This is a genomic window from Pseudomonas sp. NFX1, assembly GCF_051123555.1.
GTDB lineage: Bacteria > Pseudomonadota > Gammaproteobacteria > Pseudomonadales > Pseudomonadaceae > Aquipseudomonas > Aquipseudomonas capeferrum.
Window position 1 is genome coordinate 5,266,627 of sequence record NZ_CP169366.1, and the last position, 21,647, is coordinate 5,288,273.

A 21,647-nucleotide genomic window follows, 5' to 3' on the forward strand; every position below is an offset into this window, starting at 1 on the left:
ACATGTCCACTGCCAAAACTGCCCCTGTTTCCGAAACCAACCGTTTCGACCTCAAACGCAGCCTGCTGGAGACCTTCGTCGCCGGCCTGCTGGCGCTCATTGTCTTTGGCCCGGTCGTCGGCGTGGTGCTCGACGGCTACACCTTCAATGCCGAACCCCGCCGCGTGGCGTGGCTGGTCGGTGGTGTAATGGTCGGGCGCTTCCTGCTCAGCCTGTACCTGCAGAGCGGCGCTGGACGGCGCATGCTGCAAGGCTTCGACAGTGGTGGCTCGGGCGTGCATGTGAACGCGCCGAACTACAAGTCACGCCTGCGCTACATCATCCCGGCGCTGATCGTGATCGCCATCGTCTTCCCGATCTTTGCCAACAAGTACCTGCTGACCGTGGTCATCCTCGGCCTGATCTACGTATTGCTGGGCCTAGGGCTGAACATCGTGGTCGGCCTGGCCGGCCTGCTCGACCTGGGGTACGTGGCGTTCTATGCCATTGGCGCTTATGGCCTGGCGCTGGGCTACCAGTACCTGGGCCTGGGCTTCTGGAGTGTGCTGCCGCTGGCGGCCATCGCCGCAGCGCTGGCGGGGTGCATACTCGGCTTCCCGGTGTTACGCATGCACGGTGACTACCTGGCGATCGTGACCCTGGGCTTTGGCGAGATCATCCGTCTGGTATTGAACAACTGGTTGTCGTTCACCGGCGGGCCGAACGGCATGCCGGCGCCGTCGCCAACCTTCTTCGGCCTGGAGTTCGGCCGTCGGGCCAAGGACGGCGGGGTGCCGATCCACGAGTTCTTCGGCTTCGATTACAACGCCAACCTCAAGTTCGTGTTCATCTACGCCGTATTGTTCCTGGTGGTGCTGGCGGTGCTGTACATCAAGCACCGGTTGACCCGCATGCCAGTCGGCCGCGCCTGGGAAGCGCTGCGTGAAGACGAGATCGCCTGCCGCTCGATGGGCCTGAACCACGTGCTGGTCAAGCTCTCGGCCTTCACCCTCGGGGCATCTACTGCGGGCATTGCTGGTGTGTTTTTCGCCACGTACCAGGGCTTCGTCAACCCGTCGTCGTTCACCTTCTTCGAGTCGGCGCTGATCCTTGCCATCGTGGTACTGGGCGGTATGGGTTCGACGGTGGGCGTAGTGATCGCAGCGTTTGTGCTGACTGTGGCCCCGGAGCTGCTGCGCAGCTTCTCCGAGTACCGCGTGCTGCTGTTCGGCGTGCTGATGGTGCTGATGATGATCTGGCGACCGCGTGGGCTGATCCGCATCAGCCGTACCGGTGTGGTTCCGCGTAAAGGAGTGGCGCCATGAGCGACGAAATCATTCTTTCGGTCGACAACCTGATGATGCAGTTTGGCGGCATCAAGGCGCTCAGCGATGTCAGCCTCAAGGTCCGGCGCAATCAGATCTTTGCCCTGATCGGCCCCAATGGTGCCGGCAAGACCACGGTGTTCAACTGCCTCACAGGCTTCTACAAGGCCAGTGGCGGGCGCATCGAACTGAACGTGCGCGGCAGCCAAACCAACGTCATCCAGTTGCTCGGCGAGCGCTTCCAGGCGGCCGACTTCATATCGCCCGCGCGCTTTGCCAACCGCCTGTACTACAAGATGTTCGGCGGCACCCACCTGGTGAACCGGGCAGGCCTTGCCCGGACCTTCCAGAACATTCGCTTGTTCAAGGAAATGTCGGTGGTGGAAAACCTGCTGGTGGCCCAGCACATGTGGGTCAACCGCAACCTGCTGGCCGGGGTGCTCAACACCAAGGCCTACCGCAAGGCCGAGAGCGATGCCCTGGACCATGCGTTCTACTGGCTGGAGGTGGTCGACCTGGTCGATTGCGCCAACCGCCTGGCCGGTGAGTTGTCGTACGGCCAGCAGCGGCGCCTGGAAATTGCCCGGGCCATGTGCACGCGGCCGAAGATCATCTGCCTGGACGAACCGGCTGCCGGCCTCAACCCGCAGGAAACCGAGGCCCTGAGTGGCATGATCCGCGTGCTGCGCGACGAGCACGACATCACCGTGGTGCTGATCGAACACGACATGGGCATGGTCATGAGCATCTCCGACCATATCGTCGTGCTCGACCATGGCAACGTGATCGCCGAAGGCGCGCCACAGGAAATCCGCAACAACCCGACGGTGATTGCCGCCTACCTGGGTGCAGACGAAGAGGAACTGGTATGAGTGCACCCATTCTCGAGCTCAAGGACCTGGATGTGTTCTATGGGCCGATCCAGGCGCTGAAGAAGGTGTCGATGCACATCAACGAAGGCGAGACGGTGAGCCTGATCGGCGCCAACGGTGCCGGCAAGTCGACCCTGCTGATGTCGATTTTCGGCCAGCCGCGCGCCGCGTCGGGGCACATCGTGTACCGCGGCACCGACATCACCCGCAAGTCGTCGCACTACATCGCCTCCAACGGCATTGCCCAGTCGCCGGAAGGGCGGCGGGTGTTCCCCGACATGACCGTCGAAGAAAACCTGATGATGGGCACCATCCCGATTGGCGACAAATATGCCAAGGAGGACATGGAGCGCATGTACGAACTGTTCCCGCGGTTGAAGGAGCGGCGTACCCAGCGGGCGATGACCATGTCGGGGGGCGAGCAGCAGATGCTCGCCATCGCCCGTGCGCTGATGAGCCGGCCTAAGTTGCTGCTGCTCGATGAGCCGTCGCTGGGGCTGGCGCCGATTGTGGTCAAGCAGATCTTCGCCACCTTGCGTGAGCTGGCCAAGACCGGCATGACCATTTTCCTGGTGGAGCAGAACGCCAACCATGCCCTGAAACTGTCGGACCGGGCGTATGTGATGGTCAACGGAGAAATCCGCATGACCGGGACGGGGCAAGAGTTGTTGGTGAATGAAGAGGTGCGTAGCGCCTATCTGGGCGGGCACTGAGTCGGATACGGGGGCCGCTTTGCGGCCCCAACTGCAATGTGGACAACTTGCCGCACATCGCTCCCAGGCCGCCACAAAACCTCAGCCTAAGTCATTGTTTGCACAGCCTTGTTTTACCCACGGATAATGTGGAGCCGCCTGTGGAAAACATGGGTGCACCTCGCTGTAGCCCTTTGCTGTCGTGGTCTGCAGGGATCTGATCATTTTTTGATCGGTTTGCCCTTGTGGATGATTTCCCAACGATTTTTACCCACATGCAGCTGTGTGTAATCGCCTTGAGCACCTGTGTATAACTCTGTGCAAAACCCTTGGACATACCGCTGCAAGCGGCATGGTTTAAAGCCTTGCGCCATCACTAAAAAGATATCCACCGACCCTGTAACGCTGAAAGGGTTCCGCTACCCCGACAAGTTGCCCCCAATCTGTGGGGAAAGCCTTGTGGATAACATGCGCATACATGACGCCAGGCCCTCTGCAACGGGGCTTTCGCCGATATGGTCAATATTTGATCAGTTGCCTCAATGGCTTGCTGCCTGCGTGGCACGAAGGCATGCTGCAACCCCTGCCGAAATTAATCCACAGCGAGGAACAGAGCATGACGTCCACCGTATTCATCACTGGCGCGACTTCCGGTTTCGGTGAAGCCACCGCCCGACGTTTCGCCGAGGCCGGCTGGAAGCTGATCCTCACTGGCCGGCGCAAAGAGCGCCTGGACGCCCTGTGTGCCGAACTGTCGGCCAAGACCGACGTGCATGGGCTGGTTTTGGATGTGCGCGACCGCAACGCCATGGAACAGGCCATCGCCACGCTGCCGCCCGGTTTTGAGAAGCTGCGCGGCCTGGTCAACAACGCAGGCCTGGCGCTGGGCGTCGATGCGGCGCAGAACTGCAGCTTGGACGACTGGGAAACCATGGTCGACACCAACATCAAGGGCCTGATCTACACCACGCGCCTGCTGCTGCCTCGGTTGATCGCACACGGCCGCGGCGCGTCGATCCTCAACGTAGGTTCGGTGGCGGGCAATTACCCGTACCCGGGCAGCAACGTGTATGGCGGCACCAAGGCGTTCGTCGGGCAGTTTTCCCTCAGCCTGCGCTGCGACCTGCGCGGTACTGGCGTGCGCGTCAGCAACATCGAGCCGGGGCTGTGCGAGAGCGAGTTCTCGTTGGTGCGTTTCGGGGGCGACCAAGCCAAGTACGACGCCACCTACGCGGGTGCAGAGCCGATCCAGCCGCAGGATATTGCCGAGACCATCTTCTGGATCCTCAACCAGCCGGCGCACATCAACATCAACAGCCTGGAGCTGATGCCGGTGAGCCAGGATTGGGCAGGGTTCTCGATCGACCGGTCGCCCAAGGGCTGATCCGAAGGCGTCAAGCCAGGCGCTGCAGCCCTGCCAGGCAGGTCGCCAAGTGATAAGGCGTGGTCGAAGGCATGTCATGCCGGCTGACAGCGCCTTCGCCGTCCCGGCACTCATACCAGCCGCCGTCATGCAGGAACCGCTGCGTCATCGCCTGCAACTGCGCCGCAAGCTTGGCTTCGTTGCCTGAGCGCAACACCAGTGCCCGCAAGTACTCCGCCTGGGCCCAGATCCGCTGGGTGGCATCGATGACCTTGCCGTCCACAGCCAGCATTGCCAATACCGCCGAATCCTTTACCCCGCACTGCTCGGCATAATCGAACGCCCGGGCAATGGCGCCATGCAGCGGGGTGCCGCGTAACAGTGGCGAAGTGTCGAGCAGGTAGAACCATTCGAACTGATGCCCTGGCTCGAACCAGTTATCCACAGCACCGCGTGGTTTTTCCAGCATCAGGCCGTGCTGCGGTTCGATGAACTGTGCCTGCAGGGCATCGCACAACTGCAGCAGCGCCTGCTGCACGCTGGCATCTTCACGCACGGCAAGCACCTGCAGGAAGGCCTCGGCCAAGTGCATCTGGGGGTTCTGCAGCGGGCCGCTGCCAAGGTCGGCCCAGTCTTCTGCGAGGCTGGCCTCGTACAGGCCGTCGTCGCGGGCGAACTGCGTGCTGACGATTGCCAGGGCAGCGTTCAGCGCAGATTCCACCAGGCTGTCGCGGACCTTGCCCCAGTAATGCGCGCAGGCAAACACGATGAACGCGTGGGTGTAGAGGTCCTTGCGTCGGTCGAGTGGCTTGCCTTCGGCATCGATGCTGTAGAACCAGCCACCGTGCTCGGCATCGTGGAAATGCCGCTGCAGCGAGCGGAACAACGCCGCTGCCCGCTCTGCCGCGCCCGGTTGCTCGATGCGGCTGCTGAACAGGTACAGCTGGCGCGCGCAGGCCATCGCCCGATAGCGCTGAACCGGCAATGGCCGGTGCTGGGCATCGAGGGCCTCGAAGGGCAGGGCCATTTCGACGTTCCAACCCGGGCCTTGCCACAGCGGCACGATACGCTCGGCAAAGTGCTGGTTGAAGCGGGCCAGTTCGGGCGGAGTGGGGCGGGGGTCGGACATGAATGCGCTCGTCACAATCGGGCAGTGCGCCATGGTAGCAGAACTGCGCTTCAGCCCGGGTTACCCAGGCCTTGCCAGTGCCGTGCGCCGACGAAGATGAAGCGCAGCTGTTGGGTGATCTTTTCCTGCGCGGACAGCGCCTGTGGATAACCTGAGTCAGGGTTGTCGATCAGCTCGGGCAGGGTGGCAAATACCGTCTTCACGACCAGGTCGGCCATCACCGCCAGTGCTGCACCGTCCAGGTGCTGCCAGCGTTTCATGCGCGCAAGGTCGGTGGCCAGGTCGTCACTGATGTCCTGGCGCAGGCGAGCAATCGCCTGGCGTACCGCCTGCGAGCCACCGTATTGCTCACGGGCCAGGAACAGGAACTGCGCCCGGTGGGCGGCGACCACGTCGAGGAAGATGCGCACCGAGGCGTCGGTGATGCCGCCAAACTCGAATTCGTTCTGGCGCACCAGACGGATGGTCTGGCGGAAGGTGGTATCGACCTCGGCCACCAGGGCCAGGCCCAGGGCGTCCATATCGGGAAAATGCCGGTAGAAACCGGTGGGAACGATACCTGCCGTTTTCGCCACTTCGCGCAGGCTGATGCTGCCGAAACCACGGCCACTCTCCATCAGCTGGCAGGCGGCATCGAGCAGGGCCTGGCGGGTCTGTAGCTTCTGTTCGGCACGCGGCAGCATGGGTCAGGGTTCTGTGTCGGTCGAGGCAGGGCACTCTAGATAATAAAACGAAGCCCGGTCAATGGACCGGGCTTGGAGGTGAGCAGGCATTGTGCCGCAGGTTGTTATTTTCGGCCATGGCGATCAGCTCACACGGCTGAGTTCAACCAGGCGATCCGAGCCACCCTCGGCTACCCGGCCGGAGCGTTCGATCAAGCGGTCCGAACCGCCTTCGGCTACCCGGCCGGAGCGTTCTATCAGGCGGTCCGAGCCACCTTCGGCGACGCGGCCAGTGCGTTCGATCAGGCGGTCCGAACCACCTTCGGTAACCGTTTTCAGGGGCTGGGCGATTTCAGCGGCGCTGGAGCGCGATTCGGCGGTCAGGTGCTGGTCAGCAGCCGGCAGGGCGAAGGCGTTGGCAGCAAGGATCGACAGGGTCAGGGTCAGCAGGTGGCGTTTCATGAGTAGTTGCTCCTCTGGGGGGCTGGAAAGTGGGTACGAAGCCAATGCTACGCCCGGTAACGCCAGAGAAAAGTTCATAAGGATAATGGTAACAATCGACAGCATTGATAGAGCTTTTTGGAGGCTCTAGCGCGGCTGTTTCGACATGCATGGTGGCTTTTGGCCTTCATCTTTGCCAGGTAACGCAACGCCGTTGCCCAGACCAAATGCTGAGCAAGGCGCCAGGAAAAACTTCGCTATCATGGCGCCACCGATAAAACCCAGCGGGTTTTCATCAGTCCGAGTTAATGAGTGCCACCGGTGCCCGCTTTGTGCCATGCCGTCAGGAGAATCACGCAATGACGCGACCCGCCAGAATCCTTGTCTGGACCCTTGCCACCCTGTTGACTCTGTTGGCGATACTGGTGGTGGTAATCGCCACCTTCGACTGGAACCGCGTCAAGCCGTTGCTCAACGAGAAGGTTTCCGAGGCCCTGCACCGGCCTTTCGCAATCAATGGCAACCTTGCGGTGCAGTGGCGTACCGAGCCTGAAGAAGGCGGTTGGCGGGCGTGGGTGCCGTGGCCGCACTTCATTGCCGAGGACCTGACCCTGGGCAACCCCGACTGGCTCAAGGAGCCGAAAATGGTCGGCCTCGAGCGTGTCGAGTTCCGCCTGGCGCCGCTGCCGCTGGTGTTCCAGCAGATCGTCATCCCGCGCATCAACCTGACCAAGCCCACCGCCAGCCTGACTCGACTGGCCGATGGCCGTGCCAACTGGACCTTCGACTTCGGCCCCAAGGATGAAAACGCAGAACCCTCGAAATGGCAGCTGGACATCGGTGCCATCGGTTTTGACCAGGGCAATGTCAGCCTTGATGATCAGACCCTGAAGACCAGCATGAAGATACAAATCGACCCGCTGGGCAAGCCGATACCCTACAGCGACATCGTCGGCAAGGCGCGGGCCGAGAAAACGGCGGGCGCCCAGGACTATGCCTTCGGCCTCAAGGCCCAGGGCCGCTACAAAGGGCAGCCGGTGGCCGGCACCGGCAAGATCGGTGGCCTGCTGGCGCTGCAGGACGCCAGCCAGCCGTTCCCGTTGCAGGCTGACGTGCGCATCGCCGACACCCACGTGGTGCTCGCCGGCACCCTGACCGACCCGCGTAACCTGGGCGCCCTGGACCTGCGCCTGCGCCTGTCCGGCAAGAGCCTGGGCAACCTCTACCCGCTGACCGGCGTGACCCTGCCGGACACCCCGGCCTACGCCACTGATGGCCACCTCACTGCCAACCTGCATGCCGCGCAAGGTGCGACCTTCAATTACCAGGGGTTCAACGGCAAGATCGGCGACAGCGACATCCACGGCGACCTGGCCTTCGTGGCCAGCCAGCCGCGGCCCAAGCTCTCCGGCAAGCTGGTCTCCAACCAGCTGCTGTTCAAGGACCTCGCGCCGCTGATCGGTGCCGACTCCAACGCCGAGCAGAAGGCTCGCGGGGGCGCCAGCAAGCAGCCGACGGGCAAGGTATTGCCGGTCGAGGAGTTCCGCACCGAACGTTGGCGCGCCATGGACGCCGACGTCGAGTTTGCCGGCAAGCGCATCGTCCACAGCGAGCAATTGCCGTTCAACGACCTGTCTGCCCACGTGATCCTCGAAGACGGCCTGCTGCGCCTGGAGCCGCTGCGCTTTGGCGTGGCCGGTGGCAACCTGGCCTCCAGGATCCGCCTCGATGGCCGCAGCGTACCGTTGCAGGGGCGGGCGCAGTTGACCGCGCGGGGCTTCAAGCTCAAGCAACTGTTCCCCACCTTCGCGCCGATGCAGACCAGCTTCGGCGAACTCAACGGCGATGCCGACATCACCGGCCGCGGCAACTCGGTGGCGGCGCTGCTGGGCACGGCCAATGGCGACCTGCGCATGCTGATCAACGATGGCGCGATCAGCCGCAGCCTGATGGAAATTGCCGGCCTCAACGTAGGCAACTACGTGGTTGGCAAGTTGTTCGGGGACGAGGACGTGCAGATCAACTGCGCGGCGGCCGATGTCGGGATCAAGGATGGGCTGGCGAGCACACGCCTGTTCATCTTCGATACTGAGAACGCGATCATCTACATCAACGGCACGGCGAATTTTGCCAGTGAGCAGTTGGACCTGAAGGTGACCCCGGAGTCGAAGGGGCTGCGGCTGTTCTCGCTGCGTTCGCCGCTGTATGTACGCGGGCCGTTTGCCAAGCCGAGTGCGGGTGTGCAGGCGGTGCCGCTGGCCTTGCGCGGGGCGGGGATGGTGGCCTTGGGGGTGGTTGCGGGGCCTGCGGCGGGGCTGCTGGCACTGATTGCGCCTAGCAGTGGGGACGAACCTAACCAGTGCACGCCGTTGTTGCAGCAGATGAAGGCGGGCAAGGCGCCGGCGGCGGTCAAAGGCAAGAAATAATGTAAGGGGCTGCAGGGCAGCCCCCTTTCGATTACAAACCTTGCAACAGATCGGACATATCGTCCGCGTGCTCTTCTTCCTGCGCCAGGATGTCTTCGAAGATGCGCCGCGTGGTCGGGTCCTTGTCACCAATGTACTGAATGATCTCGCGGTAGCTGTCGATCGCAATCCGCTCGGCCACCAGGTCTTCCAGCACCATTTCTTTGAGGTTATTGCCCGCCACATATTGGGCATGGGAGTTCTTGGTCAGGTTGTCCGGGTTGAAGTCCGGTTCGCCGCCCAGCTGCACGATCCGCTCGGCCAGCTTGTCGGCGTGCTCGGCTTCCTGGTTGGCATGCTCAAGAAACTCTTCGGCCGCCACGCTCGCCTTGATCCCGCTGGCCATGAAGTAGTGGCGCTTGTAGCGCAGCACGCAGACCAGTTCGGTGGCCAGCGACTCGTTGAGCAGGCGCAGGATCTCTTGGCGGTCGGCATGGTAGCCCTCGGTCACGGCGCCTTGCTCGACGTGCTGGCGGGCACGTTCGCGCAGGGTTTGCACATCGGTCAGTTCAACGTTGCTCATGGTTATCTCCAAAAAGATCAGAACGGGTGGTCAAGGTGTTGCGTAGGCTCACGCGCCGGGTACGGCTTCGCTGTCCTCTTCTCGTTGCTTGCAAGTCTTGAAGCCCTTGGCATCGACATGGCCGGTGGCGTCGAAGCGCACGTAGTACGCCTGTTGCTTGCCGTCGCGGTTGAGGATGTAGTCGTTGCAGGTGCCGCCGTGGGGCAGGTCGATCGCATTGGATGGGCTGCCACCAATGGCGATGACTTTCTGCATGGTCATGCCGTGCTCCACCTGCTTGACCAGCGGCTCGTCACCGTAGGTGACGTAGTCCACCGGGTTCTCCGGGCGGCTGCCGCAAGCGGCAAGTGTTGCGCTGGCCAGAAGGATTGCCAGGGTCTGCTTGTACATGGTCCCGCTCCTTGCTCAGGGTCTGTTTGGTTTGGAACCGCACGGCGCGCCAGGAGTTCGATTGCGATGGTCATCCAGGCCGCTGTAGTGTTGGCCGGTCGACCACGCAAAGGGGCAGGGGCTATGCCGCAGGAATTGGCCACGCGATACCCACTGGTGCTGGTGCCGGGCATGCTCGGTTTCGTCCGGGTGCTGCTCTACCCCTACTGGTTCGGCATCGTGCCGGCCCTGCGCAAGGGCGGGGCGCAGGTGTTCCCCGTGCAAGTCTCGCCGCTGCACGCCAGTGAGGTGCGGGGTGAGCAGCTGCTGGCGATCATCGAAGCCATCTGCCAGCGCACCGGTGCCGACAAGGTCAACCTGATTGGCCACAGCCAGGGCGCCTTGGACGCGCGCTATGCTGCGGCCAAACGGCCTGAGCGGGTGGCTTCGGTGACGTCCGTGGCGGGGCCCAACCATGGCTCGGAACTGGCCGACCACCTGCACCGTACGGCGCCGGGCGACTCGCCCCAGGGGCGTATCCTCAAGGGCGCGCTGCACGGCCTGGCGGTGCTGCTGGTGTGGCTGGAAACCGGCTGGCGCCGCGAGCCATTGCCCATCGACGTGCACGCCTCGCACCAGGCGCTGACCAGTGCCGGGGTGGCGCTGTTCAACCAGGCTTATCCACAGGGCCTGCCCGACACCTGGGGCGGCGAAGGGCCGGCAGAGGTCAATGGCGTGCGCTACTACTCCTGGTCAGGCACCTTGCAGCCCGGCCTGACCGACCAGGGGCGCAACCGCTTTGACGGCAGCAACCGCTTCTGCCGCCTTTTCGCCCGCAGTTTCGTCAAGGAAAAGGGCCATTGCGATGGCATGGTCGGGCGCTTCAGCTCGCACCTGGGGCAGGTGATCGGCGACGACTACCCGCTCGACCACCTGGACATCGTCAACCAGTCGCTCGGCGCCGTGGGCAAGGGCGCCGAGCCGGTGCGCCTGTTCACCGAGCACGCCGCCCGGCTCAAGGCTGCGGGGCTGTAACGCTGCGGCGTACGGGTGTGGTCCAGCGCTCGGCCAGGATCACCCCCAGCAGGGTCAACAAGCCGCCGACCAGGTGGTAGCTGGCCAGCTGTTCATCGAGTACCCCAGCGGCGATCAGCGCGGTGACCAAGGGCAGCAGGTTGAAGAACAGCGTGGTGCGGCTTGGCCCCAGGCGGTGCACGGCCTGCATCCACACCAGCGGGGCGATCATCGAGGCCAGCACGCAGGCGTACAGCACCAGGCCGACGTTGTGGGCATTCAGGCCGGTCTTGTCCGACAGCAGGAACAGTGGCAGCAACACGACGATGGCCACCAGCACCTGCAGGTACAGCAACTGCAAGGGCGGCAGGCGCAACTGCCATTTTTTCAGCAGGAAGCTGTACAGCGCATAGGCCAGGGTGGCCACCAGCATCAGCAGGTCGCCGCTGTTCAGGCCCTGTTCCAGCAAGGCCCCGGGTTGGCCTGCGCTGACCACTTCAAGCACGCCGAAAAACGACACCAGGGCGCCGACCAGGGCGCCGAAGGTCAGGCGCTGGCCGAGCCAGGCAATCGACAGCGCCAGCGACATCAACGGCATCAGCGAGAGGATGATGCCCATGTTGGTGGCGCTGGTGATGCTGGCGGCGAAGTACGCCAGGCTCTGGTACAAGGCCATGCCCAGCACGCCGAGGACGAACACCTTGCCCAGGTGCGGGCGGATGGCTGCACGGTTGCGCCACACGGCGGGCAGCAAGAAGGGGGTGAACAGCAGGCCGGCCAGCAGCCAGCGGTAGAAGCCGATCTCGGCGGGGTGGATGGCACCGGCCGACAGCTTGGTGACCACGGTGTTGCCGGCCCAGATAAGGATGGCGGTGAGGGGGAACAGGTAATTCATAAACGTGCAACTCTGGGTGAGACCAGGAATTTTGGGGCTGCTGCGTAGCAGGCCCAGGTTGCCCGGTATTATGAGTTGTCTGTCCGCAAGCCTATACTTGCATCCAGACAATCCGCCCTTCGAAGCAGACAGCATGCCGCGCAAATACCTCGACATCCCCGGTTTCGACCGGCTCCCGGCGCCGGTGTACTTGCGCCACGACGAGTTCGGCGCCGATACCCACAGCGCCCCCCATCGCCACGCCTGGGGCCAGTTGAACTACGCGGCGCACGGTGTCATGCACCTGGATGTCGAAGGCCAGCGCTTCCTCTCGCCGCCGCACTACGCCGTCTGGGTGCCACCGGGCATCGAGCATGGCTGTTACAACCCCCAGGCCATCGTCTACCGCTCGCTCTACCTGGACCGCAGCTTGTGTGCCGGGTTGCCGCAGCAGCCGTGCAGCCTGGTCATCAGCGACATCCTCAAGGCCATCCTCGGCGACTTCGCCCGGCGCGGCCTGAACGTGGCGCAGGACGAACGCGACCAGCGCCTGGTGCAGGTGCTGCTCGACCAGTTGCTGCTGGCGCCGACTCAGACCTGCTACCTGCCCTTCGCCCGTAGCGAGGGCCTGGGCCAGGTGCTCGATGGCTTGAGCCATGCCCCGGGCGACAATCGCCCGCTGGCTGATTGGGCGCGGCAGGTGCATGTCAGCGAACGTACCCTGGCCCGCCAGTTCATCCGCGAACTGGGCATCGGTTTTGGCGAGTGGCGCCTGCGCCTGCGCTTTCTGCGTGCCATCGAGATGCTGGAGGCAGGCTTGCCGATTCAGGCCATTGCCTTCGACCTCGGCTACAGCAGCGCCTCGGCCTTCATCGCCATGTTCCAGCGCCAGGCCCATTGCACGCCGGAGCAGTACCGGCGTCAGGTGAGGGCTGGCGGCTGAAATGAGTGTAAAAAATCTTGTCTACACTCAGTGGCACCACCGTGCATCGGGCGCGGAGACAAGGAGACCACTCCATGAAGCTGCTGCAAATGCCATTGCTGGTGTTGGCTGTATTGTTCAGCGCACAGGGGTTCGCCGCCACTGCGCAACAGGAAAAGATGACCTCGTGCAATGCCGACGCCAGCGCCAAGGCGCTCAAGGGCGATGAACGCAAGGCGTTCATGAGCAACTGCCTGAAGAAGAGCGTACCGGCCACCCAGCAGGAAAAGATGAAGACCTGCAACGCCGACGCCAGCACCAAGGCACTCAAGGGTGACGAGCGCAAGGCGTACATGAGCGACTGCCTGAAGAAGAAATGACCTGCGCCTATGCCTGTAGGGCGAAGGCTGGCAGACTGCGGGTCTTTTCCGTTGTCTGCCCCTGAGGCTGTATGACCTTCACCCCCCGCCAGATCACCCTGGCCAGCTGGATCATCGTGTTTGCCGGCCTGTTGCTGGCGCTGCCCCTGAAGTTGCTGCCGAGCCTGCTTGCCGGTTTGCTGGTGTTCGAACTGGTCAACATGCTGACGCCGCGGTTGCAGCCACTGATTGCCGGGCAGCGCGCCCGCTGGCTGGCCGTGGCCCTGCTCGGCACGTTGGTGGTCACTACCCTGACCTTGCTGATCGCCGGCGCATTCAGCTTCCTGCTGCACGAGGCGGAGAACCCCGGGGCCTCGCTGGACAAGTTCATGGCCCTGGTCGAGCGGGCCCGTGGGCAGCTGCCGCCGTTCATCGAAGGCTACCTGCCGGCCAGTGCCGCCGAGTTCAAGGTGGCCATCGGCGACTGGCTCAAAAGCCACCTGGGCGAGCTGCAACTGGTAGGCAAGGGCATGGCGCACATGTTCGTCACCTTGCTGATCGGCATGATCCTCGGCGCCATCGTGGCCTTGCAGCGTATACCCGACATCTCTCGGCGCAAGCCGTTGGCCGCAGCCCTGTTCGACCGCTTGAGCCTGCTGGTGCAGGCGTTTCGCAACATTGTTTTTGCGCAGATCAAGATTTCGCTGCTCAACACCACCTTCACCGGCATCTTCCTGGCCGTGGTGCTGCCGATGTTCGGTGTGCATCTGCCGCTGACCAAGACGCTGATCGTGCTGACCTTCCTGCTTGGGCTGCTGCCGGTGATCGGCAACCTGATGTCCAACACCCTGATCACCATCGTCGGGTTGTCATTGTCGATCTGGGTGGCGCTGGCGGCGTTGGGGTATCTGATCGTCATCCACAAGGTCGAGTACTTCCTCAACGCGCGGATCGTGGGGGGACAGATCAGTGCCAAGTCGTGGGAGCTGCTGCTGGCGATGCTGGTGTTCGAGGCGGCATTCGGCTTGCCGGGGGTGGTGGCGGGGCCGATCTACTATGCGTATCTGAAGAGTGAGCTGAAGCGAGTGGAACTGGTTTGAGCTGAGATCTTGGGGCCGCTTTGCGGCCCCAAGATCGTTCAGATAACGCCGTAGCGCTTGCGTGCCTCGATCGCCAGCCCGCTGCCAATACTGCCGAAGATGTTGCCTTCCACATGCCGTGCATTGGGCAACATCGCCGCCACGCTGTTACGCAGCGCCGGAATGCCGCTGGAACCCCCGGTAAAGAACACCGTATCCACTTGCCCTTCGCTCACCCCGGCCTTGTTCAGCAGCTCGCTGACACTGCCGCGCACGCGCTCCAGCAGGCTATCGATCGCTTCTTCGAACACCGCACGGGTCAGCTCGGCGGTCAGTTCGGGCTCGACACGGCGCAAGTCGATGCGGCGGCTGTCCTGTTCGGTCAGCTCGATCTTGCTGGCTTCCACTTCCATCGCCAGCCAGTGGCCGGCGCGCTGTTCGATCAGCTGGAACAGGCGGTCGATACCGATGGTGTCCTCGATGTCGTAACGCATGTTGCCCAGGGCCAGCTGCGACTTCTGCGAGTACAAGGCGTTGATGGTGTGCCAGGTGGCCAGGTTGAGGTGGTAGCTGGTCGGCATCAACGCACCGCTCTTCATCCGGCTGCCATAGCCGAACAACGGCATCACGCCCTGCAGGCTCAGCTGCTTGTCGAAATCGGTACCGCCGATGTGCACGCCACCGGTGGCGAGGATATCGCTTTGGCGTTCGGCCACCAGGTGGCGCTCGGGCGACAGGCGGATCAGGGTAAAGTCGGAGGTACCCCCGCCGATATCGACGATCAGTACCAGCTCTTCACGGCTGATGCTCGACTCGTAGTCGAAGGCTGCGGCAATCGGTTCGTACTGGAACGACACGTCCTTGAAGCCGATCTTGCGCGCCACGTCGGCCAGGGTGTCTTCGGCTTCCTGGTCGGCGGCCGGGTCTTCATCGACGAAGAACACCGGGCGGCCCAGCACGACCTGGTCGAAGCTGCGCTCGGCGGCGGTTTCGGCGCGCTTTTTCAGTTCGCCGATGAACATGCCCAGCAAGTCCTTGAACGGCAGGGCGCTGCCCAGCACGCTGGTGTCGTGCTTGATCAGCTTGGAGCCGAGCAGGCTCTTGAGCGAGCGCATCAGGCGGCCTTCGTAGCCTTCCAGGTACTCGTGCAGCGCCAGGCGGCCATACACCGGGCGACGCTCCTCGATGTTGAAGAAGACCACCGAAGGCAGGGTGATCTTGCCGTCTTCCAGGGCAATCAGCGACTCGAGGCCAGGGCGGTGCCAGCCGACCGTGGAGTTGGAGGTGCCAAAGTCGATGCCAAGGGCACGGGCCGGGGATACGTCAGACATGGGAAAAAGGTTTCCGGAGGCAAAACGGCCGCGCAGTTTATGCCAGTTGGCAACAGAATCAAGACCAGTCGTCTGCCATACAGCAATCCCAAGCGGCCCTTGAAAGGCTATGCTTGACCCCTATCTTCAGTTGCAACACGCAAATTCACATTGGTGATCCATAAATGGACTTCAAAGACTATTACAAGATACTTGGCGTAGAGCCCACGGCGGACGAAAAGGCGATCAAGGCCGCCTACCGCAAGCTGGCACGCAAGTATCACCCCGATGTCAGCAAGGAGCGCGACGCCGAGGACAAGTTCAAAGAGGCCAACGAGGCCTATGAAGTGCTCGGTGACGCGCAGAAACGTGCCGAATTCGACGAGATCCGCAAGTACGGTGGCCAGCATGGCCGGCCGTTCCAGGCGCCTCCGGGCTGGGAAAACCGCGGCGGTGGTGCGGGCGGTGGTTTCGAAGGCGGCGACTTTTCCGACTTCTTCAGCTCGATTTTTGGCGCGCGGGGGGGCAACCCCTTTGGCGGCGCCCGGCAGCAGCGCAGCGCAGGCAGGCGAGGGCAGGACGTGGAGTTGGAACTGGCGGTATTCCTTGAGGAGACCCTGAGCAAGGAGTCCAAGCAGATCAGCTTCCAGGTGCCGCAGACCAATGCCGCCGGGCAGCGCACCGGGTTCACCACCAAGACCCTGAACGTCAAGATCCCCGCCGGGGTGACCGACGGCGAGCGCATCCGCCTCAAGGGCCAGGGTGCGCCGGGCAGTGGCGGCGGGCCCAACGGCGACCTGTTCCTGACCATCCGCATGGCACCGCACCCGCTGTTCGATGTCGAAGGCCATGACCTGATCATCACTGTGCCACTGGCACCGTGGGAGGCGGCACTGGGCGCCAAGGTGGCGGTGCCGACCCTGGACGGCAAGATCAACCTGACCATCCGCCCCGACAGCCAGAGCGGCCAGCGCCTGCGCGTACCGGGCAAAGGCCTGGCCAACAAGCAGGGCGAGCGCGGCAACCTCTATGCGCAGCTCAAGGTGGTCATGCCGACTGCATCCGACGAGTCGACCCGTGAACTGTGGGCCAAGCTTTCCGAGAAGGCCGCGTTCAACCCGAGGGCACAATGGAGTAAGTGATCATGAGCAGCACCCTGATCGTTCAACTGGACATGCGCACCCTCTGCCAGGAAGCCGACATTACGGCGGACTACGTGATCGAAATAGTCGAGCACGGCATCGTCGAACCCTCTGGGCGAACGCCTGAGGACTGGTTGTTCGACGATCAGGCGCCGCTTTTGGCCAAGCGCGCGGCGAAGCTGCACCAGGAGCTGGAACTGGAGTGGGAAGGCGTGGCGCTGGCGCTGGAGCTGTTGCAGGAAGTGCAGCAACTGCGCAGTGAGAACAACATGCTGAAACAGCGCTTGGGCAGGTTCACCCAGCTGGGATGAGGCCAGTGCGGGCCCCTTCGCGGGGCCCACACCGGCACCCTCACGTTCAGGCCGGCTCAGCCCCCGGGTTCAGCATCAGCTGCATGAACGTCAGGTCCAGCCAGCGGCCGAATTTCACCCCCACCTGCGGCATCTGCCCGGTCACCACGAACCCCAGCCGCTCATGCAGGCGTACCGACGCCGCGTTGCCGCTCTCGATGGCCGCCACCATCACGTGCTTGCCGCAACCCCGCGCGCGTTCCACCAATGCGCTCATCAACAATGGCCCCAGGCCCTTGCCGCGCTGGTCGCCACGGATGTACACCGAATGTTCCACGGTATTGCGAAAGCCCTCGAACGGCCGCCAGTCACCAAACGACGCATAACCCAGCACGCCGCTCTCATCCACCGCCACCAGAATCGGGTAGCCCTGCTGCGCACGGGCCTCGAACCAGGCCTGGCGGTTGCCCAGGTCGACGGGTGTTTCGTTCCAGATCGCCGTGGTGTTGCGCACGGCGTCGTTGTAGATGTCGAGGATGCCCGGCACATCGGCGGGCAAGGCGTCGCGGATTTCGTGGCTCATTGCAGCGTCTCACAAGGTCGATCGGTGCAGATTAAATGGTTACCAGCCCGCGTACACCTTCTGCCTGCATGTTTGCCCCCAGCCCGCGCTGGATGATCTCGCCGCGGGCCATCACCAGGTACTGGTCGGCCAGTTCTTCGGCGAAGTCGTAGAACTGCTCCACCAGCAGGATGGCCATGTCGCCGCGCTGGGCCAGGCGTCGGATGACCGCGCCGATTTCCTTGATCACCGAAGGCTGGATACCTTCGGTGGGCTCGTCGAGTATCAGCAGACGCGGGCGGCTGGCCAAGGCGCGGCCAATGGCCAACTGCTGTTGCTGGCCGCCGGACAGGTCGCCGCCGCGGCGCTGTTTCATCTGTTCCAGTACCGGGAACAGTTCGTAGATGAAGGCGGGCACTTCACGGGCCTCGCGGGCGGGGAAGCGCGACAGGCCCATCAACAGGTTCTCCTCCACGGTCAGCCGCGCGAAGATTTCGCGGCCCTGGGGCACGTAGGCGATGCCGGCCTGCACCCGTTGCTGGGGCTTGAGCGCGGTGATCGGCTTGCCTTCCCATTCGACGCTGCCTTCGCGGGCTGCGACCAGGCCCATCAGGCAGCGCAGCAGGGTGGTCTTGCCCACGCCGTTGCGGCCCAGCAGGCACGTGACCTCGCCGACCTTGGCCTCGAAGGACAGGCCGCGCAGGATGTGGCTGCCGCCGTAGTATTGGTGCAGTGTGTCGATTTTCAGCATGTCATGTCCCTGGAAGTTTTTGCGCTGGCTGTGAGGATCATCGGCCCAGATAAACCTCGACCACCCGCTCATCCGCCTGCACCTGCGCCAGCGAGCCCTCCGCCAGCACGCTGCCTTGGTGCAGCACCGTCACATGGTCGGCAATGCTGCCGACAAACCCCATGTCGTGCTCCACCACCATCAGCGAATGCGTGCCGGCCAGCCCCTTGAACAGCTCTGCGGTGAACTCGGTTTCGGCATCGGTCATGCCCGCCACCGGCTCGTCGAGCAGCAGCAGTTGCGGCTCCTGTACCAGCAGCATGCCGATCTCCAGAAACTGCTTCTGGCCGTGGGACAGCAACCCTGCCTGGCGCTGCGCCAGCGGTAGCAGGCGCAGGGTGGTCAGCACGTGTTCGATACGCTGTCGTTGCTCGCCGCTCAAGCGCGCGGCCAGGCTGGCCCACACCGACTTGTCGGCCTTCAGCGCCAGCTCCAGGTTCTCGAACACCGTCAGCGCCTCGAACACCGTGGGCTTCTGGAACTTGCGGCCGACCCCGGCCTGGGCGATCTGGTATTCGCTCATGCGGGTCAGGTCGAGGGTGTCGCCGAAAAAGGCGCTGCCGCTGTCGGGGCGGGTCTTGCCGGTGATCACGTCCATCATCGTGGTCTTGCCGGCGCCGTTGGGGCCGATGATGCAACGTAGCTCGCCGACGCCGATGTACAGGTTCAAGCCATTCAGCGCCTTGAACCCATCGAAGCTGACGCTGATGTCTTCCAGGCTCAGCACCGTGCCGTGACGGGTGTCGAGGCCGGCCTTGCGGCTCTGGCCGAGGCCGATGGCGTCGCGGCTGGCGCCAAGGGTGTCGAACACCGGCTCCAGCATGAACTCGGGATGAACCGGGGGCACGCCTCTCATGGCTGGCTCCTTTTCTTCAGCAGGCCCACCACGCCCTTGGGCAGGTACAGGGTGACCAGAATGAACAGCGCACCGAGGAAGAACAGCCAGTACTCGGGGAACGCCACGGTGAACCAGCTCTTCATGCCATTGACCAGGCCTGCGCCCAGCAGCGGGCCAATCAACGTGCCACGCCCGCCCAGGGCGACCCAGACAGCGGCTTCGATGGAATTGGTCGGCGACATTTCGCTGGGGTTGATGATGCCCACCTGGGGCACATACAGTGCGCCGGCCAGGCCGCACAGCACGGCGCTCAGCACCCACACCAGCAGTTTGAAGCCGCGCGGGTCGTAACCGCAGAACATCAGGCGGTTCTCGGCGTCGCGCACGGCAGTGAGCAGCCGGCCGAACTTGCTGGTGGTCAGGCGCCAGCACAGGTACAGGCTGGCCAGCAACAGGCCGACAGTCAGCAGAAACAGCACGGCCCGTGTGCCTTGCGCGGCAATGTCAAAGCCCAGAATGGTGCGGAAGCTGGTAAAGCCGTTGTTGCCGCCAAACCCGGTCTCGTTGCGAAAGAACAGCAGCATGCCGGCAAAGGTCAGGGCCTGGGTCATGATCGAGAAGTAAACGCCCTTGATCCGCGAGCGGAAGGCGAAAAAGCCGAACACCAGCGCCAGCAGCCCAGGCGCCAGCACCACCAGGCACAGGGCCCAGGCAAAATGCTGGGTGCCGGCCCAGTACCAGGGCAGCTCGGTCCACGACAGGAAGGTCATGAAACCCGGCAGGCCATCGCCGGCGGCCTGGCGCATCAGGTACATGCCCATGGCGTAGCCGCCGAGGGCGAAGAACAGCCCGTGGCCGAGCGACAGCAGCCCGGCATAGCCCCAGACCAGGTCCAGGGCCAGGGCGACGATGGCGTAGCAGAGTGTCTTGCCGACCAATGTCAGCGTGTAGGCCGAGACCTGCAGGGCATGGTCGGCCGGCAGCAACGACAGCAGTGGCAGGGCCAGCAGCAACAGTACGACGACTGCGCCGATGGCCAGCGACAGGCGCGGCCCGGCTTTTTGCGAAGCGGTGACAAGCAGTGGCTGGTTCATCAGTCGATTACCCGTCCCTTGAGGGCGAACAGGCCTTGCGGGCGCTTCTGGATGAACAGAATGATCAACGCAAGGATGAGGATCTTGCCAAGCACCGCGCCGATCTGCGGCTCCAGCAGCTTGTTGGCGATGCCTAGGCCGAAGGCGGCCCAGAGGCTGCCGGCCAGTTGCCCGACACCGCCGAGTACCACCACCAGGAACGAGTCGATGATGTAGCTTTGGCCCAGGTCCGGGCCGACGTTGCCGACCTGGCTCAGGGCCACGCCACCGAGCCCGGCGATACCGGAGCCGAGGCCGAAGGCGAGCATGTCGACGCGCCCGGTGGACACGCCACAGCAGGCGGCCATGTTGCGGTTCTGCGTCACCGCGCGCACGTTCAGGCCGAGCCGCGTGCGGTTGAGCAGCAGCCAGGTCAGCAGTACCACGGCGAGGGCGAAGCCGATGATCACCAGGCGGTTGTACGGCAACACCAGGTTTGGCAGCAGTTGGACACCACCAGACAGCCACGCCGGGTTGCTGACTTCGACGTTCTGCGCGCCGAACAGCAGGCGGATGGCCTGGATCAGGATCAGGCTGATACCCCAGGTCGCCAGCAGGGTTTCCAGCGGGCGGCCGTACAGGTGGCGGATCACCGTGCGCTCCAGCGCCATGCCGACCCCGGCGCTGACGGCGAACGCCACCGGCAGGGCGATCAGCGGGTAGAACTCGATGGCGCCCGGGGCGTAGCGTTGCAGCAGTACCTGGACCATGTAGGTGCTGTAGGCACCGAGCATCAGCATTTCACCGTGGGCCATGTTGATCACCCCGAGCAGGCCGAAGGTGATCGCCAGGCCCAGCGCCGCCAGCAGCAGGATCGACCCCAGTGACAGACCGCTGAAAGCCTGGCCCAGCAGCTCGCCGACCAGCAGCTTGCGTTTGACCTGGGCCAGGCTGGTTTCGGCAGCGGTACGCACGCCGGCATCGCTTTCGACGCCGGGCTGCAGCAGCGCCTCCAGGCGGGTGCGGGCGACCGGGTCGCCGGTCTCGCCGAGCAGGCGCACGGCGGCCAGGCGTACCGCAGGCTCGCCGGCGCCCAACTGCAGGTTGGCCAGGGCAAGGCCGAGGGCGGCGTGTACCGCAGGGTCCGCTTCGTTGGCGAAGCGCCGGTCGAGGAAGGCCATCTGCGCCGGTTGCGCGCTCTTCTGCAGTTGCTGGGCGGCGGCCAGGCGCGCGTCGTTGTTGTCGCTGAGCAACTGGTGGCTGGCCAGGGCGTTGTCGATCAGGCCACGCAGACGGTTGTTCAGGCGCACCTTGCGGGTGTCGCCTTCGGCGATGCGGCCTTGGCGCAGGTTTGCCAGCAGCGCCAGGCGCGCGGCATCGGGTTGCGCCGCCCAGCCTTCGAGCAGGCGAGCCTGTTCGGCGGGCTTGGCGCTGAGGAAGAATTCGCCCTCGCTGGCCTGGGTTGCCAGGGGCAGCATAAGGAGCAGGGTGAGCAGGAGTCTGAGCATGCGGGCAATCCTGGAAATCGGCGGTGGATTCATCGCGAGCAAGCTCGCTCCTACAGGGCAGGCACC

Annotated in this window: 23 protein-coding genes; 11 read left to right on the forward strand and 12 right to left on the reverse strand. The window is 63.8% G+C overall.

What is annotated here, in order from left to right; translation table 11 throughout:
* The first annotated feature begins 2 nt into the window (after window positions 1–2).
* From livM to DJ563_RS23660, 4 genes are all read left to right on the forward strand, one after another.
* On the forward strand, window positions 3–1,304 hold the full coding sequence (livM, locus tag DJ563_RS23645; protein ID WP_434518424.1) for a high-affinity branched-chain amino acid ABC transporter permease LivM: 1,302 nt from the start codon (window positions 3–5) through the stop codon (window positions 1,302–1,304).
* The gene (locus DJ563_RS23650; RefSeq protein ID WP_047582330.1) at window positions 1,301–2,176 is read left to right on the forward strand and encodes an ABC transporter ATP-binding protein; all 876 of its coding nucleotides are present in this window, start codon (window positions 1,301–1,303) and stop codon (window positions 2,174–2,176) included. The genes livM and DJ563_RS23650 overlap by 4 nt, the downstream gene beginning before the upstream one ends.
* The gene (locus DJ563_RS23655) at window positions 2,173–2,889 is read left to right on the forward strand and encodes an ABC transporter ATP-binding protein (RefSeq protein WP_033701785.1); all 717 of its coding nucleotides are present in this window, start codon (window positions 2,173–2,175) and stop codon (window positions 2,887–2,889) included. The genes DJ563_RS23650 and DJ563_RS23655 overlap by 4 nt, the downstream gene beginning before the upstream one ends.
* 595 nt (window positions 2,890–3,484) lie before the next feature.
* Window positions 3,485–4,252 (forward strand): SDR family oxidoreductase, encoded by a 768-nt coding sequence (locus DJ563_RS23660; protein ID WP_095063875.1) that lies wholly within the window; start codon window positions 3,485–3,487, stop codon window positions 4,250–4,252.
* Between the two features lie 10 nt (window positions 4,253–4,262).
* Here DJ563_RS23660 and DJ563_RS23665 read toward each other — a convergent pair whose 3' ends face one another.
* The 3 genes from DJ563_RS23665 to DJ563_RS23675 form a co-directional block, all read right to left on the reverse strand.
* Window positions 4,263–5,360: an AGE family epimerase/isomerase gene (locus DJ563_RS23665; protein ID WP_434518425.1), complete on the reverse strand. Its 1,098-nt coding sequence runs from the start codon at window positions 5,358–5,360 to the stop codon at window positions 4,263–4,265.
* 50 nt (window positions 5,361–5,410) lie between these two features.
* A complete protein-coding gene (locus DJ563_RS23670; protein ID WP_033701781.1) occupies window positions 5,411–6,043 on the reverse strand; it encodes a TetR family transcriptional regulator in 633 nt (210 codons plus the stop codon).
* Between the two features lie 123 nt (window positions 6,044–6,166).
* Window positions 6,167–6,484 carry a hypothetical protein gene (locus DJ563_RS23675; protein ID WP_274097495.1) on the reverse strand — a complete coding sequence of 106 codons (318 nt, stop codon included), beginning with the start codon at window positions 6,482–6,484 and terminating at the stop codon, window positions 6,167–6,169.
* A gap of 338 nt (window positions 6,485–6,822) precedes the next feature.
* Here DJ563_RS23675 and DJ563_RS23680 point away from each other — a divergent pair, with 338 nt between their 5' ends.
* Window positions 6,823–8,889, forward strand: a complete 2,067-nt coding sequence (locus DJ563_RS23680; protein WP_274097496.1) for an AsmA family protein — start codon at window positions 6,823–6,825, stop codon at window positions 8,887–8,889.
* A gap of 31 nt (window positions 8,890–8,920) precedes the next feature.
* Here DJ563_RS23680 and DJ563_RS23685 read toward each other — a convergent pair whose 3' ends face one another.
* Both DJ563_RS23685 and osmE read right to left on the reverse strand, forming a co-directional pair.
* A complete protein-coding gene (locus DJ563_RS23685; RefSeq protein ID WP_033701778.1) occupies window positions 8,921–9,451 on the reverse strand; it encodes a ferritin-like domain-containing protein in 531 nt (176 codons plus the stop codon).
* Between the two features lie 48 nt (window positions 9,452–9,499).
* The gene (osmE, locus tag DJ563_RS23690; RefSeq protein WP_434518426.1) at window positions 9,500–9,841 is read right to left on the reverse strand and encodes an osmotically-inducible lipoprotein OsmE; all 342 of its coding nucleotides are present in this window, start codon (window positions 9,839–9,841) and stop codon (window positions 9,500–9,502) included.
* Between the two features lie 123 nt (window positions 9,842–9,964).
* On the opposite strand from osmE, the gene DJ563_RS23695 reads away from it, so the two are divergent.
* Window positions 9,965–10,855, forward strand: coding sequence for an esterase/lipase family protein (locus DJ563_RS23695; protein ID WP_186652722.1), 891 nt, complete (start codon window positions 9,965–9,967; stop codon window positions 10,853–10,855).
* Here DJ563_RS23695 and DJ563_RS23700 read toward each other — a convergent pair.
* Window positions 10,836–11,729 (reverse strand): DMT family transporter, encoded by an 894-nt coding sequence (locus DJ563_RS23700; protein WP_274097497.1) that lies wholly within the window; start codon window positions 11,727–11,729, stop codon window positions 10,836–10,838. The genes DJ563_RS23695 and DJ563_RS23700 overlap by 20 nt on opposite strands.
* Before the next feature lie 133 nt (window positions 11,730–11,862).
* Here DJ563_RS23700 and DJ563_RS23705 point away from each other — a divergent pair, with 133 nt between their 5' ends.
* From DJ563_RS23705 to DJ563_RS23715, 3 genes are all read left to right on the forward strand, one after another.
* A complete protein-coding gene (locus DJ563_RS23705) occupies window positions 11,863–12,651 on the forward strand; it encodes an AraC family transcriptional regulator (RefSeq protein WP_274097498.1) in 789 nt (262 codons plus the stop codon).
* 74 nt (window positions 12,652–12,725) lie between these two features.
* A complete protein-coding gene (locus DJ563_RS23710; RefSeq protein WP_047582340.1) occupies window positions 12,726–13,010 on the forward strand; it encodes a PsiF family protein in 285 nt (94 codons plus the stop codon).
* 71 nt (window positions 13,011–13,081) lie between these two features.
* Window positions 13,082–14,089 carry an AI-2E family transporter gene (locus DJ563_RS23715; RefSeq protein WP_434518427.1) on the forward strand — a complete coding sequence of 336 codons (1,008 nt, stop codon included), beginning with the start codon at window positions 13,082–13,084 and terminating at the stop codon, window positions 14,087–14,089.
* 38 nt (window positions 14,090–14,127) lie between these two features.
* On the opposite strand, the gene DJ563_RS23720 is transcribed toward DJ563_RS23715, so the two are convergent.
* Window positions 14,128–15,399 carry an Hsp70 family protein gene (locus tag DJ563_RS23720; protein WP_434518428.1) on the reverse strand — a complete coding sequence of 424 codons (1,272 nt, stop codon included), beginning with the start codon at window positions 15,397–15,399 and terminating at the stop codon, window positions 14,128–14,130.
* A gap of 164 nt (window positions 15,400–15,563) precedes the next feature.
* Between DJ563_RS23720 and cbpA the strand changes: the two genes are divergently transcribed.
* Window positions 15,564–16,520: a curved DNA-binding protein gene (cbpA, locus tag DJ563_RS23725; RefSeq protein ID WP_033701769.1), complete on the forward strand. Its 957-nt coding sequence runs from the start codon at window positions 15,564–15,566 to the stop codon at window positions 16,518–16,520.
* A gap of 2 nt (window positions 16,521–16,522) precedes the next feature.
* Entirely contained in the window at window positions 16,523–16,831 is a 309-nt protein-coding gene (locus DJ563_RS23730; RefSeq protein WP_033701768.1) for a chaperone modulator CbpM, read from the forward strand.
* Between the two features lie 46 nt (window positions 16,832–16,877).
* Here the strand turns inward: DJ563_RS23730 and DJ563_RS23735 are convergent, their stop codons facing one another.
* The 5 genes from DJ563_RS23735 to urtB are packed head-to-tail and all read right to left on the reverse strand — an operon-like array spanning window position 16,878 to window position 21,614.
* Window positions 16,878–17,393, reverse strand: coding sequence for a GNAT family N-acetyltransferase (locus DJ563_RS23735; protein ID WP_274097501.1), 516 nt, complete (start codon window positions 17,391–17,393; stop codon window positions 16,878–16,880).
* Between the two features lie 31 nt (window positions 17,394–17,424).
* Window positions 17,425–18,123 carry an urea ABC transporter ATP-binding subunit UrtE gene (gene urtE, locus DJ563_RS23740; RefSeq protein WP_274097502.1) on the reverse strand — a complete coding sequence of 233 codons (699 nt, stop codon included), beginning with the start codon at window positions 18,121–18,123 and terminating at the stop codon, window positions 17,425–17,427.
* A 37-nt stretch (window positions 18,124–18,160) separates the two neighbouring features.
* On the reverse strand, window positions 18,161–19,018 hold the full coding sequence (gene urtD / locus DJ563_RS23745) for an urea ABC transporter ATP-binding protein UrtD (protein ID WP_274097503.1): 858 nt from the start codon (window positions 19,016–19,018) through the stop codon (window positions 18,161–18,163).
* The gene (gene urtC / locus DJ563_RS23750; protein WP_434518429.1) at window positions 19,015–20,094 is read right to left on the reverse strand and encodes an urea ABC transporter permease subunit UrtC; all 1,080 of its coding nucleotides are present in this window, start codon (window positions 20,092–20,094) and stop codon (window positions 19,015–19,017) included. Before urtC ends, urtD begins: the two co-directional genes overlap by 4 nt.
* On the reverse strand, window positions 20,094–21,614 hold the full coding sequence (gene urtB, locus DJ563_RS23755; protein WP_434519746.1) for an urea ABC transporter permease subunit UrtB: 1,521 nt from the start codon (window positions 21,612–21,614) through the stop codon (window positions 20,094–20,096). Before urtB ends, urtC begins: the two co-directional genes overlap by 1 nt.
* Window positions 21,615–21,647 lie beyond the last annotated feature (33 nt).

Coding starts and splice junctions, on each gene's coding strand:
- livM (WP_434518424.1), top strand. CDS start 3: ATGTCCACTGCCAAAACTGCCCCTGTTTCCGAAACCAACCGTTTCGAC.
- DJ563_RS23650 (WP_047582330.1), top strand. CDS start 1,301: ATGAGCGACGAAATCATTCTTTCGGTCGACAACCTGATGATGCAGTTT.
- DJ563_RS23655 (WP_033701785.1), top strand. CDS start 2,173: ATGAGTGCACCCATTCTCGAGCTCAAGGACCTGGATGTGTTCTATGGG.
- DJ563_RS23660 (WP_095063875.1), top strand. CDS start 3,485: ATGACGTCCACCGTATTCATCACTGGCGCGACTTCCGGTTTCGGTGAA.
- DJ563_RS23665 (WP_434518425.1), bottom strand. CDS start 5,360: ATGTCCGACCCCCGCCCCACTCCGCCCGAACTGGCCCGCTTCAACCAG.
- DJ563_RS23670 (WP_033701781.1), bottom strand. CDS start 6,043: ATGCTGCCGCGTGCCGAACAGAAGCTACAGACCCGCCAGGCCCTGCTC.
- DJ563_RS23675 (WP_274097495.1), bottom strand. CDS start 6,484: ATGAAACGCCACCTGCTGACCCTGACCCTGTCGATCCTTGCTGCCAAC.
- DJ563_RS23680 (WP_274097496.1), top strand. CDS start 6,823: ATGACGCGACCCGCCAGAATCCTTGTCTGGACCCTTGCCACCCTGTTG.
- DJ563_RS23685 (WP_033701778.1), bottom strand. CDS start 9,451: ATGAGCAACGTTGAACTGACCGATGTGCAAACCCTGCGCGAACGTGCC.
- osmE (WP_434518426.1), bottom strand. CDS start 9,841: ATGTACAAGCAGACCCTGGCAATCCTTCTGGCCAGCGCAACACTTGCC.
- DJ563_RS23695 (WP_186652722.1), top strand. CDS start 9,965: ATGCCGCAGGAATTGGCCACGCGATACCCACTGGTGCTGGTGCCGGGC.
- DJ563_RS23700 (WP_274097497.1), bottom strand. CDS start 11,729: ATGAATTACCTGTTCCCCCTCACCGCCATCCTTATCTGGGCCGGCAAC.
- DJ563_RS23705 (WP_274097498.1), top strand. CDS start 11,863: ATGCCGCGCAAATACCTCGACATCCCCGGTTTCGACCGGCTCCCGGCG.
- DJ563_RS23710 (WP_047582340.1), top strand. CDS start 12,726: ATGAAGCTGCTGCAAATGCCATTGCTGGTGTTGGCTGTATTGTTCAGC.
- DJ563_RS23715 (WP_434518427.1), top strand. CDS start 13,082: ATGACCTTCACCCCCCGCCAGATCACCCTGGCCAGCTGGATCATCGTG.
- DJ563_RS23720 (WP_434518428.1), bottom strand. CDS start 15,399: ATGTCTGACGTATCCCCGGCCCGTGCCCTTGGCATCGACTTTGGCACC.
- cbpA (WP_033701769.1), top strand. CDS start 15,564: ATGGACTTCAAAGACTATTACAAGATACTTGGCGTAGAGCCCACGGCG.
- DJ563_RS23730 (WP_033701768.1), top strand. CDS start 16,523: ATGAGCAGCACCCTGATCGTTCAACTGGACATGCGCACCCTCTGCCAG.
- DJ563_RS23735 (WP_274097501.1), bottom strand. CDS start 17,393: ATGAGCCACGAAATCCGCGACGCCTTGCCCGCCGATGTGCCGGGCATC.
- urtE (WP_274097502.1), bottom strand. CDS start 18,123: ATGCTGAAAATCGACACACTGCACCAATACTACGGCGGCAGCCACATC.
- urtD (WP_274097503.1), bottom strand. CDS start 19,018: ATGAGAGGCGTGCCCCCGGTTCATCCCGAGTTCATGCTGGAGCCGGTG.
- urtC (WP_434518429.1), bottom strand. CDS start 20,094: ATGAACCAGCCACTGCTTGTCACCGCTTCGCAAAAAGCCGGGCCGCGC.
- urtB (WP_434519746.1), bottom strand. CDS start 21,614: ATGAATCCACCGCCGATTTCCAGGATTGCCCGCATGCTCAGACTCCTG.